The organism is Pseudomonas alkylphenolica (assembly GCF_004025535.1).
GTDB classification, from domain to species: domain Bacteria; phylum Pseudomonadota; class Gammaproteobacteria; order Pseudomonadales; family Pseudomonadaceae; genus Aquipseudomonas; species Aquipseudomonas alkylphenolica_A.
Map to the genome: position 1 here is coordinate 159,872 of NZ_QJRG01000048.1, position 19,353 is coordinate 179,224.

15 protein-coding genes are annotated in these 19,353 nt (G+C 62.0%); 4 read left to right on the forward strand and 11 right to left on the reverse strand.

Annotated elements, in window-relative coordinates:
* Positions 1 to 47: 47 nt before the first annotated feature.
* The 8 genes from DM813_RS21495 to DM813_RS21530 form a co-directional block, all read right to left on the reverse strand.
* Positions 48 to 1,400 (reverse strand): DUF1329 domain-containing protein, encoded by a 1,353-nt coding sequence (locus tag DM813_RS21495; protein WP_431312005.1) that lies wholly within the window; start codon positions 1,398 to 1,400, stop codon positions 48 to 50.
* Between the two features lie 246 nt (positions 1,401 to 1,646).
* Positions 1,647 to 2,102, reverse strand: a complete 456-nt coding sequence (locus DM813_RS21500; protein WP_128325419.1) for a MaoC family dehydratase — start codon at positions 2,100 to 2,102, stop codon at positions 1,647 to 1,649.
* Positions 2,103 to 2,138: 36 nt separating this feature from the next.
* Positions 2,139 to 3,278: an acyl-CoA dehydrogenase family protein gene (locus DM813_RS21505; RefSeq protein ID WP_128325420.1), complete on the reverse strand. Its 1,140-nt coding sequence runs from the start codon at positions 3,276 to 3,278 to the stop codon at positions 2,139 to 2,141.
* A gap of 15 nt (positions 3,279 to 3,293) precedes the next feature.
* Positions 3,294 to 4,490: an acyl-CoA dehydrogenase family protein gene (locus DM813_RS21510; protein ID WP_128325421.1), complete on the reverse strand. Its 1,197-nt coding sequence runs from the start codon at positions 4,488 to 4,490 to the stop codon at positions 3,294 to 3,296.
* 13 nt (positions 4,491 to 4,503) lie between these two features.
* Complete coding sequence (locus DM813_RS21515) at positions 4,504 to 5,691, reverse strand: lipid-transfer protein (RefSeq protein ID WP_128325422.1); 1,188 nt, start codon at positions 5,689 to 5,691, stop codon at positions 4,504 to 4,506.
* A gap of 129 nt (positions 5,692 to 5,820) precedes the next feature.
* Complete coding sequence (locus DM813_RS21520; RefSeq protein WP_128325423.1) at positions 5,821 to 6,621, reverse strand: enoyl-CoA hydratase/isomerase family protein; 801 nt, start codon at positions 6,619 to 6,621, stop codon at positions 5,821 to 5,823.
* Positions 6,622 to 6,690: 69 nt separating this feature from the next.
* The gene (locus tag DM813_RS21525) at positions 6,691 to 7,836 is read right to left on the reverse strand and encodes an acyl-CoA dehydrogenase family protein (protein ID WP_128325424.1); all 1,146 of its coding nucleotides are present in this window, start codon (positions 7,834 to 7,836) and stop codon (positions 6,691 to 6,693) included.
* A 114-nt stretch (positions 7,837 to 7,950) separates the two neighbouring features.
* Entirely contained in the window at positions 7,951 to 10,662 is a 2,712-nt protein-coding gene (locus DM813_RS21530; RefSeq protein WP_128325425.1) for a LuxR C-terminal-related transcriptional regulator, read from the reverse strand.
* A gap of 167 nt (positions 10,663 to 10,829) precedes the next feature.
* Between DM813_RS21530 and DM813_RS21535 the strand changes: the two genes are divergently transcribed.
* The 4 genes from DM813_RS21535 (at position 10,830) to DM813_RS21550 (ending at position 15,554) form a co-directional block, all read left to right on the forward strand.
* Positions 10,830 to 11,603, forward strand: coding sequence for an enoyl-CoA hydratase/isomerase family protein (locus tag DM813_RS21535; RefSeq protein ID WP_128325426.1), 774 nt, complete (start codon positions 10,830 to 10,832; stop codon positions 11,601 to 11,603).
* Between the two features lie 45 nt (positions 11,604 to 11,648).
* Positions 11,649 to 12,893 (forward strand): thiolase family protein, encoded by a 1,245-nt coding sequence (locus tag DM813_RS21540; protein ID WP_128325427.1) that lies wholly within the window; start codon positions 11,649 to 11,651, stop codon positions 12,891 to 12,893.
* Between the two features lie 85 nt (positions 12,894 to 12,978).
* The gene (locus DM813_RS21545) at positions 12,979 to 13,899 is read left to right on the forward strand and encodes an SDR family NAD(P)-dependent oxidoreductase (RefSeq protein WP_128325428.1); all 921 of its coding nucleotides are present in this window, start codon (positions 12,979 to 12,981) and stop codon (positions 13,897 to 13,899) included.
* Positions 13,900 to 13,991: 92 nt separating this feature from the next.
* Positions 13,992 to 15,554, forward strand: a complete 1,563-nt coding sequence (locus tag DM813_RS21550; RefSeq protein ID WP_128325429.1) for an AMP-binding protein — start codon at positions 13,992 to 13,994, stop codon at positions 15,552 to 15,554.
* 129 nt (positions 15,555 to 15,683) lie between these two features.
* Here the strand turns inward: DM813_RS21550 and DM813_RS21555 are convergent, their stop codons facing one another.
* The 3 genes from DM813_RS21555 to DM813_RS21565 all read right to left on the reverse strand — a co-directional run bounded on the left by DM813_RS21555 (position 15,684) and on the right by DM813_RS21565 (position 19,288).
* The gene (locus DM813_RS21555) at positions 15,684 to 16,721 is read right to left on the reverse strand and encodes a DUF1254 domain-containing protein (RefSeq protein WP_128325430.1); all 1,038 of its coding nucleotides are present in this window, start codon (positions 16,719 to 16,721) and stop codon (positions 15,684 to 15,686) included.
* A gap of 29 nt (positions 16,722 to 16,750) precedes the next feature.
* Positions 16,751 to 18,103 carry a DUF1214 domain-containing protein gene (locus DM813_RS21560; RefSeq protein ID WP_128325431.1) on the reverse strand — a complete coding sequence of 451 codons (1,353 nt, stop codon included), beginning with the start codon at positions 18,101 to 18,103 and terminating at the stop codon, positions 16,751 to 16,753.
* A gap of 123 nt (positions 18,104 to 18,226) precedes the next feature.
* Positions 18,227 to 19,288 (reverse strand): NAD(P)-dependent alcohol dehydrogenase, encoded by a 1,062-nt coding sequence (locus DM813_RS21565; protein ID WP_128325432.1) that lies wholly within the window; start codon positions 19,286 to 19,288, stop codon positions 18,227 to 18,229.
* Positions 19,289 to 19,353: the final 65 nt, after the last annotated feature.

Below are 19,353 nucleotides of genomic sequence, written 5' to 3' on the forward strand. Positions count from 1 at the left end.
CGCCTGTTGCAGGCGTGGGCATGTGCCGCGATGGAAACCCTGCTATATCAGCGAACGCCGGCACCGGCCAGGCTGTCGGATGTCCAGCCGTTGTCGGGGCTGAGCTTGTCCATGACCTTCACACCGCCTTTGCCGGGCCAGACGTTGATGTAGTAGGTGCCGCTGATCAAGTCGTAGTGACCGCCCGGCGAATTGTTGATTGCACCGACATCATACATCTGGGTCATATAGCTGAAGCCGGGGCGCCAGAGCTGGCCACGCCCGTCATACTGGTCCACTGCCAGTGCGGTCCAGCTGTCCTCGTCGATGTAGAAGGTACGCTTGGAATAGATGTGGCGCTTGCCCTCCTTGAGGTTGGCCTCCACCACCCAGACACGGTGACGCTCCCAGCGCACCAGGTCGGGATTGATGAACTTCGGCCCGAACACATTCTTCGGGTCATCGGCGTAGGTGAAGCGATAGGTATTGTAAGGAACGTACATTTCCTTCTTGCCGATCAGCTTCCAGTCGAAGCGGTCCAGCCTGCCGTTGAACAGGTAGATGTCGTCGACCGTGGACATGCCCGAGGTACTGGCGTTTGGTGTGTCGTAAGCCAGATCGGGCGCCAGCCGCACACGGCGCTGCCCCGGCAGGTACTGATAGGCTTTGCGCCCCTTCTCGGTGTCGATGTTGTCGAAGGTCATCACCGCTTCGCCAGCGCGGCGTGCGGGGCCTGTGTAGTTGGCACGGGCACGGGTAATGATCGTCGGTGCCTCGGCCTTGCTGGTGTCGTAGTACGGCATCTCGTACATCCAGCGGCCCTCGGTCGAGACCACCAGTTTGCCGGCGGCATCGACGTTGTAGGCGCCGTACTTGGGCGCGAGGTAACCCACCCCCTGGTAACGGGTCAAGTGGTTGAACATCACCTCGATACCGCGTTTGGGAATCGGGAATGGCACGCCAGCGCGTGCGCCCTGCAAGTTCTGATCGTCGTTGGTCAACTGCGCCTGGGTAGCATTCTTGCGGGTGTTGTCGAGTACGAACTGCGGGTAACCGACCGTGCGGTGGGTCGGGTAGACATCAACGCGAAAGCCCGGCCTGGCCTTGATCAGCGCCTTGGTACCTTCGGTGAGCTTGTCTGCATACGTGTCAACGTTCGAAGCATCGATGGTGAACTGCGGTTTTTCGTTGATGAAGGGATCAGGGCGAATGCCCGACGCCTTGTCGAAACCTGCGGGCGCGGTCAGCAGCCCGCCGGTGTAGGCCGGGATGCTGCCGTCGGCATTACCGGCCATCTCGGCGCCCACGGGGGTCAATGTGGTGCCCAGTTGCCGGGCTTCCTGTTCGCTCACTGCTGCATGGAGCACGCCTGCGTGTGCAGCCACTAACGCGGCAGCAATCAGGGTTTTTGTCAGTCTAATCATGTCTCCAACCTCTAGGATGGTGGTTTGAGCGTCTGCTAAAGCGCGCCCGGCCCCTCAGGAAATGCGGTTTCTCTTCCCGTCCTGGCCCTATGTTTTTAACCAACCACCCTGTCCTCTCGCCCCCCCCTTATTGGCGCGGCGAGGGGGGGCCGTTTACCGGCCATCGCCAAAACACAAACGCCACGCAACAGAGCACTGTGCGTGGCGTTTGTGGGCGTGGCGTTTCTACCCGCCAGGGTGCGATCAGGCAAAGACGCGCAAGATGGTCTCCGCTACGCAGGCAGGTTTTGAGGCACCTTCGATCTCCACGGTCATCTCGTAGGTCACCTGGGCGCCGTTGCCCTCCAGCGGCTCCCAGGACTGCACCTTGAAGTGCGCGCGCAGGCGGCTGTCCACCGGCACCGGCTGGACGAAGCGCACTTTGTTCATGCCGTAGTTCACGCCCATTTTCACGTCACGCAGCTCAAACGCGTTGGTCATGAACGTCGGCAGCAGGCTCAGGGTCAGGAAGCCATGGGCAATCGGCTTGCCGAAAGGCCCGCTGGCGGCGCGTTGCGGATCGACATGAATCCACTGGTGATCACCAGTGGCTTGGGCAAAGGTATTGATGCGTTGCTGATCGATGCTGATCCAGTCGCTGGTGCCGACGACTTCGCCGACCAGGCCTTGCAGTTCAGCCAGGGTTTCGTAGCTTTTCATTGTTGTGCGGTTCTCGAGGGTCTGTCTGTAGGCGGATCAGGCGCGCAACTCGGCCTGCAATGCGGCCGCGCAGGCGGCTTCGTGACCGTCACTGCTACCGAGCAACACGTCGGCGACGACGGCACGTTTGTAGTAATGGCCGACCAGGTACTCTTCAGTCATGCCGATACCGCCGTGCAACTGGATGCCCTGGCCACAGACAAACCTGGCGGCGCGGCAAATGAGCATCTTGCTGCCGGAAACAGTCTTGTAGCGGGTCGCTTCCTCATCGTTGGCCATCGACGCCAGGGCCACGTGCAGGCTTGACCGCGCCAGCTCCAGCTCCGCAGCCATATCGGCCAGGCGGTGCTGCAGTGTCTGGAACGAACCGATGGGCACGCCGAACTGCTGGCGTACCTTGAGGTAGTCAGCGGTGACTTCAAGGGTTTTTTCCATCGCCCCGATCAGCTCGGCACACAGGGCTACAATGCCGTTGGCCAACCCCTGGCGCAGCCCGGGCAAACCCTGCCCTGCCTCACCGAGCAAAGCATCGGCAGCAACTTCAACGCCATCGAACTGCAGCTCCTGGACCCAACTGCCATCGTGCAGTGGCAACGTCTGGCATTCGAGGCCCGCGCAGTCTGCTTCGACCAGAAACAGGCTGACGCCCGGGGTCTTCGGTATTTGTGCAGAAACGATGAAGGCGTCCGCCCCCGGCGCCCCGAGCACCAGACTTTTGCGCCCGGCCAGGCGATAACCGTCGCCGGTGCGCTCGGCCTGCAGCGCAACCGGCTCAGGCATGCCACGCGAACCTGGCTCGCTGTAGGCCAGTGCTACGCGGTAGGAACCATCGGCCACCTGCGGCAGCAGGCGTACCTTCTGCGCCTCGCTAGCGGCGCCCAGCAGGGTCTGTGCGGCCAGCACGCCACAGCCAAGGAAAGGTTCCAGTACCAGGCCACGGCCCAGTTCCTGGGCAATGATTACTGTATCCACGAGCGAACCGCCAAGCCCGCCATAAGCCTCCGGCAACGCGGCCATCAACCAGCCGTTGTCGGCAAAGATGCCCCAGTTTTCGGCGCTACCGTTCTTGTCCGCTGCAAGCAGCGCAGTACGCGCTTCGAAACTGTAGGCCTTGTCTACATAGCGTCGCAGGCTGTCCTGCAACAGTTGTTGTTCCGAAGTGAATTCGAAATCCATAGCGGTTTCCTGATATCAGAGTTGGAACAGCATCTTGGCGATAATGCCGCGCTGCACTTCGCTGGTGCCGCCGTAGATGGTCGACGCCCGGCGCAGGAACATATCGTTGCTGATACCCCGGGCAAGCGCCTGCAGCGGAAACGGCTGCTGCGGATCGGCCTCATGCGGATGCGCATAGGCAATCGCACCGTAATCCCCCAGTGCCTCGATCTGCGCCTCGGTCATGCGTTGCTGCAGTTCAGTGGCGCGAATCTTGAGCATCGACCCCAGGGTGTGGGACGCCGGGTTTTGCTGTTCATCCAGGCGTGCAACACGCTGCACCAGCATCTCGATCGCCTGCAGCTCAGCCTCCAGGCGCGCCAGTTTCAGGGCGAACTCCGGACGCTCGAACAACGGCTTGCCGGCCACCTGCAGCGTGGTGCCAATCAAGCGCAGTTCGCGCATGTAGCGTTTGAGTTCGGGCAGGTCGGCGGTGGTGGCATGTTCGTTGTTGAGCAGAAACTTGGTAATGCTCCAGCCCTGCCCTTCGCTGCCAATCAGGTTACCCACCGGCACCCGTACATTGTCGAAGAAGGTTTCGTTCAAGTGATGGGCATCGTCGATGCTGCGGATCGGCCGCACGGTGATGCCGGGCGTGCGCATGTCCACCAGCAGGAAGCTGATACCCGCCTGCTTCTTCACCTGCGGGTCGGTACGCACCAGCAGGAAAATCCAGTCCGCGTGGTGGGCGTAGCTGGTCCAGATTTTCTGGCCATTGACCACGTAGCAATCACCGTCACGCTCAGCACGGGTGCGCAGCGACGCCAGGTCAGAGCCGGCGCCAGGCTCGGAAAAACCCTGGCACCACAAACGTTCGCCATTGAACACGGCCGGCAGGTGCTCGGCCTTTTGATCAGGCGTGGCGAAGGCATTGAGCACCGGCCCGAGCATCTTGTGCACGAAGCCATCCTGGGTCGGTGTGCCAGCCAGGCTGCACTCGTCATCGAACACCAGGATCTGCGGCACCGTCCAGCCCGTGCCGCCGTGTTCCTTGGGCCAGTACGGTGCCCCCCAGCCACGTTCGTTGAGGAGCTTTTGCCAACGCATGATCTGCTCGCGTGGCGAGCGGGTACAGCGCTGCTGCCCTTTCAGGTCCGCCGGGACCTGGTCCCGAAGGAACTGACGAACCTCCTGGCGGAACACCTCGAGGCTGGCATCAGGTCGAAAATCCATGGTGTTTCCCCTGTCAGTCTTTGCGGTACAGGGTGACGACGCAGGCGCCACCGATGCCGACGTTGTGTTGCAGGGCGATCCGTGCGCCTTCTACCTGGCGCTGTTCGGCGCGGCCACGCAGTTGCTGGACCAGCTCGGTGCACTGCGCCAGGCCCGTAGCACCGATCGGGTGGCCTTTGGAAAGCAGGCCGCCGGACGGGTTGACTACGTACTGGCCGCCATAGGTATTGTCACCATCGTCGACAAATTTCTGCGCCCCGCCTTCCGGGCACAGGCCAAGCGATTCATAGGTCAACAGCTCGTTCTGGGCAAAGCAGTCGTGCAGTTCAACCACGTGCACGTCTTCAGCACCGATGCCGGCCATTTCATAAGCCTGCTGCGCCGCCGCCCGTGACATCGAAAACCCGGCAACATCGCGCATGTCGCCGGACTTGAAGGTTTCCGCGCCGTCGGTAGTCAAGGCCTGACCGGCAATCGACACGCTACGGTCCAGACCATGTTTCAATGCATAGGCTTCACTGCACAGCACCACCGCTGCGGCGCCGCAGGTCGGCGGGCAGGCCATCAAGCGGGTCATGACCTCAGGCCAGACCACCTGATCGGCCATGACTTCTTCGGTGGTGATCACCTTGCGGAATACCGCCTTGGGGTTGTTGGCAGCGTGACGGCTGGCCTTGGCGCGGATCTTGGCGAAGGTTTCCAGCGGCGTGCCGAAGCGTTTCATGTGCTCCACCCCGGCGCTACCGAATATGCGCAGCGCGGCCGGGATCTGCGACGCGCCAGGAATCGCTTCGTCGCATTGATCCAGAAAAAGCTCCAACGGGCTCGGACGATCGGGGAAGGCACTACCGATGGCGCCGGGAATCATTTGCTCGAAGCCGAACGCCAGGACGATGTCGACCATGCCGCTGGCAATCGCCTGATTGGCCAGGAACAGCGCGGTAGAACCACTGGCGCAATTGTTGTTGACGTTGATCACCGGGATACCGGTCATGCCGACGTTGTAGAGAACGCGCTGACCGCAGGTGGAGTCGCCGAACACAAAGCTGGCATAGGCCTGCTGCACTGACTCGTAGCCAACCCCGGCATCGGCCAGGGCCAGACGCACGGCCTGTTCACCCATGACTGCGTAGGTCTCGCTCTGGCCAGGTTTGACGAAGGGAATCATACCGACACCCGCGATGACGACTTTCTGCCTCATGTCTTACTCCTCAGCGTTGGATAGTCTGCCGGCCTTCAGGGGCGTGTGCGCCGGATCATGACGGGCGGCAGGCGGTGAGTCTCAAGGATAGGTGCACGCTCATGCGCTCGGCCCCTCCCTATTTGGGGCTTACGGCGGCGGTAGCACCGCCCCCCGGTAGGACAAACCCTCTTTACCGAGAAAGCGCCGTACGGCTTCGGCATGGTAGCGGCTGGCGCCGCACATCGACTGCGCGCTGGCTTCGAACTCGGTCATCGCCGGGCGATCGGTCTCAAAGGCACGGTTGAGCAAGGTCTTGGCCATACCGAGCGCATCCGCGGGTGCTTCATCGAACTGCCGGGCAAACTGCAAGGCACTCTCAAGCAATTGCTCTCGAGGAATGATCACCTGCGCCAGGCCAAGTGCCAATGCCTGTTGTGCATCTAGCGCACGGGCGCAAAAGATCAGCTCCTTGGCTTTTGCCAGCCCGACCAGGCGCGGCAGCACATACAGCATCGACAGGTCCGGCACCAGGCCGAGGCTGAGAAACGTCGGCAACAGCCTTACCTGCGGCGTGACAAACATGAAGTCCGCAGCCAGGGCCAGGGAAAAGCCGGCACCGACAGCTGCACCATCGACGGCAGCAATGACCGGTTTGGGCATATCGGCAAAGCTGCCGAACCATTGATGAAAACCCTGTACCAGCGCGCGCCCGGCAAATGCCGGGTCCTCGCCGGGGTCCAGGCTACCCAGGTCGAAGCCGGAACAGAATGTGGCCCCCGCCCCGGTCAGCACAACGGAGCGCACGGCACTATCGTCGCGCGCCTTCATTACTGCTGCGGGCAAAGCATCGTTGATGGCCGCCTCGAAGGCGTTCCTTTTCTGCGGCCGGTTCAAGGTGATCAGCGCTGTCTTGCCGATCCGTTCATAAAGCACTGCACTCTCAGTCATGTCCCTTCCCTCCTCAAGGGGCATCGGCCAGCATATGCGGGCCGTACCCAGGTCGACAGGCCGCCTGGCCTACAGGTTGCGGGCAATGATTACTTTCTGGATATGACTGGTTCCCTCATAAATCTTGGTCACCCGCACATCACGGCAGTACCGCTCAACCGGGAAGTCACTCAGGTAGCCGTAGCCACCGTGAATCTGCAGCGCCTCGGAGCAGACCTTCTCGGCCATTTCACTGGCGAACAGCTTGGCAATCGACGCCTCTTTGGCGCAGGGCACACCGGCACCGTGCAGCCGCGCGGCGTGCAGCATGTAGTGTTGTGCCACTTCGAACTGAGTGGCCATGTCGGCCAGATCGAATGCCACGCCTTGCAGGTTGATGATCGGCGCGCCATAGGCCTCACGCTCCTGGGCATACTTGACCGCAGCCTCCAGCGCGGCACGGGCGGCACCCACAGCAACGGCGGCGATGCCGATGCGGCCTTCGGACAGCGTCGCCATCAGGCGCTTGTATGCCGTCCCTTCTTCTGCCAGCAGGTTCTGCGCCGGCACCCGGCAGTTGTCCAGCTGGATCGCAGCGACGTGCGCGGAGCGCTGGCCCATCTTGCTTTCAACCCGGGTGACGATGTAGCCAGGCTCGCGTGGATCGATGATGAACATGCTCGGGCCTTTGCGCCCCTCCGCAGTCTCGGTGCTCGCGGCAATGGCGAAGGCGATACCGGCTTCGTTGCCGTTGGAGATGAATTGTTTGCTGCCGTTGAGCACATAGTGGTCGCCTTCGCGGCGAGCCGTGGTGCGAAATGCCGAGGTGTCGGAACCGGCCTGTGGCTCGGTGAGCAAGCCCGCAGCGATCAGCTCGCCGGAAATCATCCCGGCCAGGTAGCGGTCCTTTTGCGCTTGGGTGCCAAAACGGTGAAGCATGTCGGCCATGCCGTTGTGCACATGAAGGATGGTGGCGAAACCGGCGTCCGCCGCCGCGAACTCCTCGATGCACAGGCAATATTCGGGAAAGGACATCCCGGCACCACCCGATGCCTCTGGAATGTGCATGCCCAGAAAGCCGAGCTCAGCCACCGCTTTGAGCTCCGCGTGTGGCCAGGCTCCCGTTCGGTCGCGCTCGGCTGCCGTAGCGCCCACCACTTCTTGCGCCACCTTGCGGGCGGCATCACGGATCATGATTTCCTGCTCGCTCAGGAATACTGCAGATGTATCGCTCATGGTCTTCCTCTTGAACCGGGTCGGATAGTCGAAGCTGACCTGAGCATGGCGGCTGACAAGGGCCGCACGCGCCTATCCTCTCGGGAGGGCGTAACGGCCGTTGTCAGCATCCCGCTACTCGAGCAGACCTTGCTGGCGGGCCAGGGTGATCGCTGCATAGCGGCTCGACACGCCGAGTTTGGCGAGGATGTTCTTGACGTTCCATTTCACCGTGCCGAAGGTGATATTGAGGGTCAGGGCGATGCGTTTGTTCGACATCGCCTGGGCCACCAGCCCGAGAATTTCCAGCTCGCGCGGAGTCAGACTGGCCCGTGGCGAATCGACCCGACTCCTGCTCGCACACGCCAGTGGTGCCGGCGCGTGCACGGGCGCCTTGCGATTGAGCAGCGTCTGTACATACTCGGCAACGGCAGGCGCCGGGTTGATGGCTTCCAGGTGCGCGGCGAGCAAGTCGAGCACGCCTTGGCCCTCATCAAGCAAGGTGCGCACCAAGCCCATCCTCACGCCAGATGCCAGCGCCGCCTGCAGGCTCACCAGCACCGCGTCTGTCTGCCCCAGCAGGGCATGGGCCTGCGCGCTGAGCAGGTGCGCCCTGACCCAGCTGCGGCCACGGGCCGACTGCTCGACGTGGGTATGAATGGCCGTAAGCGCGTCCAGTGCCGATTGCCCGTCCTGCGCGGCCAGCGCCAGACGTACCCGGGACAATGCCACCAGGTAGTTGATCTCCTCGCGGGTTTCAGCATTCGGGCGCTGTGCGCCGGCCAGGCTCGTCAGGCGTCCTGCCACCTCGGCGGCGCGGCGGCTTTCACCTTGCAGCACCAACACGCGCACCTGCTCGGCCAGAATCAATGCCAACAAACGGTCCAGCTCCAGCACCTGAAAATGTGCGCCCTGGGTGTCGAGAAAGCTCAGCGCTGCCTGGGGTGAATCTTGCTGCAGGGTAATACGCGCACGACAGAGCGAAGCGCGGATCATCACATCCGGCATGGAAGAGCGCAAAATGCCGCTGCGATTGGCCAGTACGCGCAAAGCGTCATCCAGCTGGTCCAGTTCGTAATAGGCATCGCACAGCGTGGCCGCGCACAGGTTGGCAGACACCGAGCCGCGCCCGTAAGCCTCCTCGGCGCGGGCGATCACCTGCTCGCCGATGCTCAAGGCCTGGCGGGCATTGCCTTCCTTGAGCCGGGCCAGGGCCTGCGTACTTTCAAATACCATGGCCATGTCGTTGGCACGGTCTTGCAGGTCAATCGGGTACTGTTCATGGAGTTTGCGGGCATCCGCTGCACGGCCCACGGACAGGTAGGCAGTGGCCAGCCCGGAGAAACTGATATAGCGCAACGAGCGGTTCTCCAGAGGTGTCTGGTGGGCTGCTTCCAGCAAGCTGATGACTCGCCGTGGCTGATCAAGCTGGAGGGCGATGGCCGCGTCGGCCAGGACCAGTTTCGAGGAGATCGCCGGATTACGCGCCGCATCGCTGCGGCGCATCTGCTCAAGCCAGCGCTGGGCTTTTTCCGGCCGGGCGGTGAAGGCATAGGTCAGGCAGCCCATGATGAAGAGCTGCGGACGGGCAAACAGAGTGTCCTGCGGCAGACGCTCAAGCAGGCTCAACATCGGGCTGACATAGGCCATGCTCCAGGTCGTCGACGCCGCCTCCTCCATCGCCTTGATCGCGTAGTCGCGATCCCCGCCGAGGTTGGCGTGGCGCACTGCCTCGACCAGATACTCATGCTCGGCGAACCACTGGCTCGCGCGGCGATGCAGTGCCTGTACCGCACCCTCACCGCGGGCCGCCAGACGCTGGGTGAGAAACTCACCGAACAAGGGGTGGAAGCGGTACCACGGGGTGCTGTCATCCGATTCGATCCGGTAGATCAAAAGGTTCTCGTCTTCAGCACGCTTGATCATCTCCGGAGCGTGGTGGTTGGCACTGACGAAAGCCCCAAGGTCGGCGTTGAAACGCCGCAGTATCGAGACTTTTTCCATAAAATCCAGCAGTTCCGGCGACAGGCAGACAAGCACATCTTCGGCCAGGTAGGCCTGCAGGTCCGCCGAGTTGCGCAGAATCGAACGCAGGTGCGCACGCTTGCTCGGTCGCACCCGCAACATGGTTGCAATCGGCTGCAAGCTCGCCGGCCAACCGCTGGTCAAGTCATGGATCAGGCGTTCTTCGTCAGCGCTCAGTACCAGCGTGCTGAGGTTCTGTTTGAAAAAGTCACGGGTTTCGTCGGTGTCGAACGGCAGTTCGACGGTATCGATCTCGACCACATACCCCTGCATGCGCAAGCGACCCAGGCTCAATGCCGGCGTCGACCGGGAAGCAAGGGTAATGTGCAGGTTGGCCGGGCAATGGTCCAACAGCTTCTGCATCAAGCGGTGCGCCGCTGACGACTCCACATGATGAAAGTCATCCATCAGCAGATGCAGTTCTTTGTCGATACCTTGCGCGGCATGGGTAACGATGGCGATCAGGGTGTTGATCGATTGCTCGCTGCCATCGCTGTGCAGCCAGTCCTGTTCGACGGCAATCCCCAGACGCTGCAACGCCTCGAGCAAATACGAGAGGAAGCTGCCGAACTGCCGGTCGTCGAGGCTGAACGAGATCCAGGCCACGTCCAGCCCGGCCTTCATCAGCTCCAGGCGCCACTGCGCGAGCAGGATGGTCTTGCCAAAGCCTGCCCCCCCGGTAATCAGCGTTGCGCTGCACGGCTGTGACTCGCGCAGGCGACTCAGCAGCTGGCTACGGACAATGTGCCGGGCGTTCAGGCGCGGTGGCGAGAACTTGGTGGCGACCAGCAGATCGCCGGCGTTGATGACATTTGTATGCATTATTAGAGTCTCCGCCCTTGGCATTGTTGCCTGGATGTCGCCCGCATCCTGCTACAGACACCCGGGTGGGTGCCCCCGTCCGCAAGGGGGGGGGTGGGGCGCCGGGACACTCGCGTAACTTCCAATTCAGACAGAAACGTCAATTGCAGCGTGATTGAGGATTGAAGATGAGCGAGTCCGTTTCTTTTGAAATCAAAGGCCAGGTGGGGTGGATAACCCTGACCCGCCCGAAAGCCATGAATGCCCTGAACCGTGAAATGCTGGAGGCCATGACCGCCCGCCTGCACGCCTGGGAGAACGACAACCAGGTGCGTGTGATCGCCCTGACCGCCACCGGCAGCGCCTTTTGCGCCGGCGCCGACCTCAAGGCCGGTGGCACCCCGCTTCCCGGCGAAAAAGACCTGCTGGACACCATCGTGACGTTTTTCGATGCCCTGCGCGCCTTTCCCAAGCCGGTCATCGCCGCCGTCAACGGTCTGGCCCTCGCTGGCGGCCTGGAAACCGTACTGTGCTGCGACCTGGTGATTGCCGCCCAGAGTGCCCGTTTTGGCGATGCCCACTCCAACTTCGGGGTGTTCCCTGGCGGTGGTGGCGCCGCGGTACTGCCGCGCAAGATCCCGGAGAACATCGCCAAGTACATGCTGTTCACCGGCGACGCCCTGCCCGCCGAAGACATGAAGCTTTACGGCCTGGTCAGTGAAGTGGTTGCCGACGCCGAGCTGCTCGCGCGTGTTCAGGCCCTGGGCGACAAACTGGCCGGGAAAAGCCCGCTGGTGCTGCGCAAAATGAAGAAAGTCGCCAACGACGCCGCCGACAAATCGCGTGCCGACGCCCTGCGCCAGGAACTGCTGGAGCTGCGCAACCACCAGCGCTCCTACGACATGGCCGAAGGCGTGCGCGCATTCGCCGAAAAGCGCAAACCTGACTTCAAAGGCTACTGAGTCGGTCGCCCTTCCCTCCTGATTTCTGAACAATTCGAGGCAACGATGGAAAACGTATACATCGTCGGCGTCGGCATGACCGCCTTCGGCCGCCACATCGACAAGAGCATCAAGCAACTCACCGCCTGGGCGGTGGAGGATGCGCTCAAAGACGCCGGTTGTGACCGCAAGTGGGTCCAGGTCGGCTTCTTCGGCAACTGCACCCAGGGCCACTTCGATGGCCAGCACATGATCCGTGGTCAGGTGGCATTGCTGCCGCTGGGCCTGGACGGCATCCCGATTTTCAACATCGAAGGTGCCTGCGCGTCTTCCAGCCATGCCTTCAACCTGGCGGTGACCCAGCTGCAAGCCGGTGCCGCCGAGGTCGCTCTGGCCGTTGGTGCGGAGAAAATGTTCTACAGCGACAAGGCCAAAATGTTCTCGGCGTTCGAGTCGGCCTGGGACATTGAAACCTTCGAAGAGAACAAGCAGTACCTGGCTGCCATGGGCAAGGGCGTGATTCCACCCGCCGGTTCGCAATCGGAAAAGCCCTACAGCCCGTTCATGGACGTCTATGCGGCCCTGGGCCGTGGCGGCCTGATGGAGCGTTATGGCGTGACCCAGCGTCAGCTGGCCGCCGTGTCGTCGAAGAACCACGGTCATTCGGTGCACAATGAGCGCTCGCAGTACCGCAATGCCATGAGCATCGAGGAAATCCTCGCTGCGCCGCCGATCACCTATCCGATCACCCTGCCAATGTGCTCGCCGATCTCCGACGGCGCCGCTGCGGCGATTCTCTGCACCGAGTCGGCCCTGAAGAAATACGGTTTCGACAAGAACCGCGCGATCAAGGTCCTCGCCAGCGTGGTGCGCTCCGCCTCCGCCCGCGCGGCCGATGATTTCGACAAGGGTTGTACCCACCTGGCCGGCAAAGCCGCCTTCGAACAGGCCGGTATTGCCCCGCAGGATGTCGATGTGGCCGAAGTCCATGACGCCACGGCCATCGGTGAACTGCTCGCCATTGAAGCCCTGGGCCTGTGTGAGCCTGGCATGAGCGGGATAATGGCCGAACGTGGCGACAGCGCCCTTGGCGGCAGACTGCCAGTCAACCCCTCCGGTGGCCTGGAGTCCAAGGGGCACCCCATTGGCGCCACGGGCATCGGGCAGATTTTCGAACTGGTCGAGCAACTGCGCGGCAACTGCGGCCCGCGTCAGGTGGAAGGTGCACGGATTGCCCTGCAAGGCAACGGCGGCGGTCTCTGGCGGGTAGAAGAATCCACCGAGCATGTCGGTATTTTCGGCCGCGCCTGATCTTTATGGGGAACGGCGACTCAGGGGAAACCACGCACTTCCTCCGCCGTTCGCCACCTATCATCAATAACAAGAGGAAAACACCATGACCATTCGCTTCGATGACCGTGTTGCCATCGTCACCGGCGCCGGCAACGGCTTGGGCCGCGTTCACGCGCTGAACCTCGCGGCCCTGGGCGCCAAGGTAGTCGTCAACGATTTCGGCGGCAGCCGCGACGGCTCCGGCAGCTCGTCGGACGCCGCCCTGTCTGTGGTTGAGGAAATTCGCCAGGCGGGTGGCACCGCTATCGCCAACGGCGCAAACGTTGCGGACTACGAGCAGGTTCAGGCCATGGTCAGGCAGGCGATAGACGCCTTCGGGCGCGTCGACATCCTGATCAACAACGCCGGCATTCTGCGTGACAAGTCGTTCGCCAAGATGGAGATGGCCGACATCCATGCCGTGATCAATGTCCACCTGATGGGCTCGATCCACTGCACCAAGGCAGTGTGGGAAGTCATGCGCGAGCAGAACTACGGGCGCGTCCTGATGACCACCTCCGCCGCAGGCCTGTTTGGCAACTTCGGCCAGGCCAACTATGGTGCAGCGAAAATGGCCGTGGTCGGTCTGATGAACATGCTCGCCATCGAGGGCCGCAAGAACAACATTCTGGTCAATACCCTGGCGCCGATGGCTGCCACGCGCATGACCGAAGATGTGATGCCGGCCGAGTTGCTGGCGGCCAGCCGTCCTGAGCAGGTTACTCCGGGCGCGTTGTTCCTGGTCAGCGAAAATGCGCCAACCAAACTGATCCTGGGCGCTGGCGCCGGGGTGTTCACCGCCCTGCGCGTGGAAGAGACCGCGCCGGTGTACATCGGCAGCGATGAACTGTCACCGGAAGCCATCGAAGCCCATCTGGCGCAGATCACCGACTGGAGCACCGCCGTTACCCGCGACGACGCCAACCAGCAGGTCAAGGTTTTCATCGACACCGCCCTGCAGGCCATCAAGGCTCAACAGGCCTGAGCATTCGCAGGATAGGGCCGGTGATAATCGTGCGATGATGATTGCAACGGGCGTGCAGCGACACGCCCGGACGGAGAATAACGATGACAATAATGAACTTCGCACACACGGTCGGTAACCTGGCCGTGCGTTTCGGCGACCGGGAAGCCCTGGTCAACATCGAGCGCAATCGACGCTACACCTTCAAAGAGCTGCACGCGCTGACCAATCGCATCGTCAACATGCTTCGCGAACGCCTTGAACTGCGCCGCGGCGATGTCTACCTGTGCATTCTGGAAAACGACAACATCGCGCTGTTCCATGCCTGGACAGCGCTCAAGGGCGACGCAGCGGCGGCTTACACCAACTACCGTGACGCCTTCGAGGAACACCGCTGGCAGGTGGAGTTCATTCGCCCGAAAGTGGTGTTCATCGAAAACGCCCTGATCGACCGATACTTCGACCTGCTCCACGATCAGGGCATCACCGTTGTCTGCATGGACCCTCCGGCTACCCCGCGGGAGGGGCTGCTGTATTTCTGGGACCTGCTCGACGGTGTGCCGGATCACAACCCCGGCGTCGACAACGACATGCAACGGGATGCGCTGGTCTACCGCTTCACCGGTGGCACCACCGGCCAGAGCAAGTGCGCCGCCTACACCCTCGACAACTGGATGGCGCTGCGTGACTCGATGTACCTGGAGGCTGAACAGCCTTATCAGCCAGACACCCGCTTCCTGCACATGGCGCCCATCAGCCACGGCTCCGGCCTGGGCCTGTTGCCCACCTTGTTTCGCGGTGGTTGCACCCTGACCCAGAACATTCCGGACCTGGCGCAACTGTGCCGCAACATCGAAGCCGAAAAGGTCACTATGACCTTGCTGGTGCCGACCATGATCTACCGTCTGCTGGAGTTGCCCGAAGCCAGGGACTACGACCTGTCTTCACTGCAGACCATGGCCTACGGCGCCGCTCCCATGAGCCCGGCGAAACTGCGTCAGGCCCAACAGCGCTTCGGCAATATTTTCATGCAGATCTACGGCGCCACCGAAAGCCTGCATGCCGTTGCGCTGTTGAGCAAGGCCGATCACCTCACCGAAAACGAGCAGCAACTGTCGTCGGCCGGGCGCATTGCCGTGGGCGCGGAGATCCTGATTGTCGACGACAACGGCAAGGAGGTACCCCTGGGGACCACCGGCGAGCTGTGGGTGCGCTCGCGCGGCACCATTGCGGGTTACTACAAGAACCCGCAGGGTACGGCCACGGAGTTTCACAACGGCTACTGGAAGTCCGGCGACATGGGCTATATCGACGCGCAGGGCTTTCTGTTCCTGGTCGACCGCAAGAAAGACATGATCATTACCGGTGGCTTCAACGTGTACGCCATTGAGGTGGAAGCGGCGCTCAATGCCCACCCTGCGGTGTCCAACTCGGCGGTGGTTGGCATTCCCCATGAGGAATGGGGCGAGGCGGTGCATGCCGAGGTAGTGCTAAAAGCCGGTGAAAGTCTGTCGGCGCAGGCACTGATCGAACATGTCAAAGGTCGTCTGGGCCGGTTCAAGGTCCCCAAATCCATCGTCTTCGTCGACGCTCTTCCGGTCAGTGTGGTGGGCAAGGTGCTGCGTCGCCAGGTGCGCGAGAAATACTGGAAAGACAAGGCCCGTTGCGTGTCCTGAAGCGTCGCGCATCATCGATACTACCCCTTCGTTTTGTGCCCTGATGTCTCCTTCCGTCCTTGGTCAGGCGGGGGCATCGGGGCTTTTTTTTGGGGTTTGGGTTTGGGCTGGTTACAGCCCATCCCCCGATCAACTGGCAGGCTGCGCCTCAGGCAGCGTCCAACGGCCATCGAGTACCGGCTGCTCCGGCAGATAGAAGCGCACCATATAATTCCAGCCCGGCGTAATCGGCAGGCAATTCACCGTTGCCGCCGTGCAATCGCCAAACTGCACCGAAACCCGCCCACCCTCACCTTTCTTCGCCGTGAGGTTGTTCAGCGTGTAGGCCTCTTGCGGGTTCGGCCGGTAATGGCCATCAGCATCGTAGACACTGATCGACCAGAATCCCTGCACCGGCACTTCACCGATATTCAGCCGATAGGGTGTCACCCCGTCGTTGCGCGCCGGGGTCACGATCTGATAGTAAGCGTCCTGTTGCGGATTGCCGCCCCAGGCCATCGCACTGCCGATCAAATGGCGCACCGGGTCAACCTCACCGGGTTTGCCGAACATCCCCCGCGAATCACTCAGCGACTGCCCCAGGACCGACAACGCACCGCGCATTCTGGCCCTGCTGGTCTCATCCCAGTCTGGTACTTCGAAACGTCCGGGCCCACCGGGCTGGCTGACGGCAATGGCATCCTGCAGTCCGTGCACCTGGCTCAGGTCCGCAGGATCGGCAGGGTCGACCAGAAGCCGCACCCCGAGCATGACGTAGCGTGTACCGATCTGCTCACGGCTGACCGTATGTTCACCGGCACCGTAGTAAACACCGACGACATGATGATCCTCGTTGATCAATGCCAACGACAGGTAACGTTTGCCCGCCTCTGGCAAGGACAGCGTGACCGGCCCGGCATCCAGATCAAAAACGGCAGTGGAATACAGCGTGTCACGGTTTGGCCGCACTACGGTTTTCGCCCCGGCGGGAATCAACGCCCGCCAGTGAAAGAAACGCCCCAGACCGGCCCGTTCGATGGTCAGGGCGAAATAGCGGTCGGTTTCGGCGCGGATGAAGTTGTCGACCGTAACCACTGCCGGTGCGCCTGGCAACGCCTGGCTATGGGCAGTGGGCAAGCAGGCTGCCAGCAAGGCGCCCGCCACCAGCATGACTTTTAATTCGTTCATATCGTTGTCCTCAAGAGGGTTGACGGGGGTTACAGGCGAACCAGTGCAGGCGGAAAGTACTTGCCTTCAGCCACTGGACCTTCAGGCCCGTAGAACCGCAACATCAGACGAAACGACTGGTCCGCCACGGTCGGCAGCCAGTTGCCCTGTGGGGCACCGTGAGGAAGTTTCGGCCCGAAATACAGCGTAAGTGACCCGTCTGCGTTACGTTTCAGGTCCGATTGATTGTTCAGGGTGAAGCGGTCGAGTGCATTGGGCAGCACTTTGAAGGTTTTGCTGTTAACCGCCGTGACCGACCAGAAATAGCGCGCAAAGCCCGAAGGAAGCTGACCACCCGGGAAAGTCAGCGCATAACTTTGCCCGCCTTCCAGCACCTTGCCGTCGACGTCCAGGGCGCTACGGAAGTAATTGACCTCCTGCTGGGTGTTCGCCCAGATTCCCCCGAGATCGACCAGGGTACGGGCAAGATAGTCGCTACCGTAGGCGCCCGAGGCGGCGGGCCGCACCCAGCCATTGCCGATGACGCCACGGCCCAGCGTGGGTGCGGCACGGGCCAGGTCATTGAATGCCTGGGTCTTTATCTGCTGATCGATGCGCGCCCGCTGATCAGGGTGTCTGAGCTGTTCGGCAATCGCCCGTACCTGAGCCTGCTGCGCTTGCATGCCAGGGTTCAGGTCCGGTTCCTGCAGCGCCAGCGAGGCGGCTTCAAACGCTTCCACACCTGGCAGTTTGTTCAATGCGAACACGAGGCCTTTGGGCACAGGCGGCAGTTCGGGTGTGCCCGTGGGACGCAGACTGAATTGAGACTGGAGCTGTTCGGCCTTGTTCCAGTCATCACCGAGCTCGACGCGGGTCAATACCCGGGCCGTACGCACGGGCAGGTCAATGCGCTGGACCGATGCCGGCAGATCGACCTTGGCACCCTGCAGACAGACCGCAAAGTCCCCATCAGGACGTTCCGAGAAGGTGCGCTCATTGATGTTGGCCAGCGTTTCCCCCCAGCCATTGAGAAACTGCACGGTGTAGTAGCGACCGGAAATTTTCGGCACGCTGACTTGCGTGCAACTGCGCTCATCCACCGCCACCCAGGCTTCCGAATAGGCTACATCAAGGTTGGGATTGGGCCAGTCCACCGCACCAGGCTTGCGATGCACTAGCTGGTTCCACTGCATGCCGTCCTGAAAATCCAGTTGCTGCTGGCGCATTACCAGCAGGCGCCCGAGCAGATAGATATAGGCGTCGCTTACCTGCTGGTCGCTGGCAATCGTGGGCGATTCGGCCGTGATCGGGGCTGAGCTGCCACTGGCAGGCTGAATGAGCGCAGCCAGGCAGGCCATAGCAAAGGCGCCTGTACCAAGCGCCCCACGCGATGTTGCTTTCATTGTTGTTCTCCATCGGGGTCCATGTGAACACCCCTTATGCCGTTACCACGCCCATACCGCCCCTCCCGTTTTGGGGTGGCATGGGCTTGCAGGCAACGTAGAGAACATCGCGACGGTGCCACGTCAGGCGATATTGACGTCCTTGAGCGACGCCATGTCGATGACGAAACGGTACTTCACATCGTTTTTGTGCATACGCGCGAACGCCTGGTTGATGTCCTGGATCTGGATCATCTCGCAGCTCGGCAGCACCTGGTGCTCGGCGCAGAAATCCAGCAGTTCCTGAGTCTGTTCCAGGCCACCAATCAAAGACCCGGCAATGGAGCGGTTGTTGACGGCCAGCAAGGCGCCATGGACAGGCTCCAGTGGCTCCAGCGCGCCGACCAGCACCAGTGTGCCGTTGCGGGCCAGCAGCATCAGGTAAGGGTTGACATTGTGTCCGCGCGGGATGGTGTCGAGGACCAGGTCAAAACTGCTGGCGGCCGCCTTCATGGCCTGCGCATCGCTGGACAGCAAGACATGGTGGGCACCCAGCGCACGGGCATCGTCGGCCTTGCCGGGCGAGGTGGTAATCACTGTGACCGTGGCGCCCAGGGCCACGGCCAGTTTCACCGCCATGTGCCCCAACCCACCCAGGCCGATGACCGCCAGGCGCGTACCGGCCCTGACCCCGTGCTCGCGCAGGGGTGTCCACACCGTGATGCCCGCGCACAGCAGCGGCCCGGTAAAACGTGGGTCCAGCGCCTGCGGTACGCGCAGCACGAACTGCTCGCGCACGACGATGTGCTGAGCATAGCCACCGCGGGTCACTTCGCCGCTGATACGGTCCAGGCCGTTGTAGGTCGGGGTCGGACCATGGCTGCAGTGCGGCTCCTGGTGCTGTTCGCAGGCCTCGCAGTGCTGACAGCTGTCGACCAGGCAGCCGACCGCGACCCGATCGCCCGCGCGGTAACTGCTGACGGCGGCACCGACGGCGGTCACCCGGCCGACGATTTCATGGCCAGGGACACAGGGAAAGCGCGTGTTTTTCCAGTCGTTGTGCACGTAGTGCATGTCGGAATGGCAGACGCCACAATAATCAATGTCGATGGCCACATCATCGTCGCGCAGCGCACGGCGATCGAAGCGTACAGGGGCAAGGGGGGCGTTGGCTTCATGGACGCCGTAGCCGATACAAGTGGTCATGAGAACTCTCCGGATTCTGGGTAAGCAAAACCCCGCAGGGCAAACACTGCGGGCTTTTTTCCTTG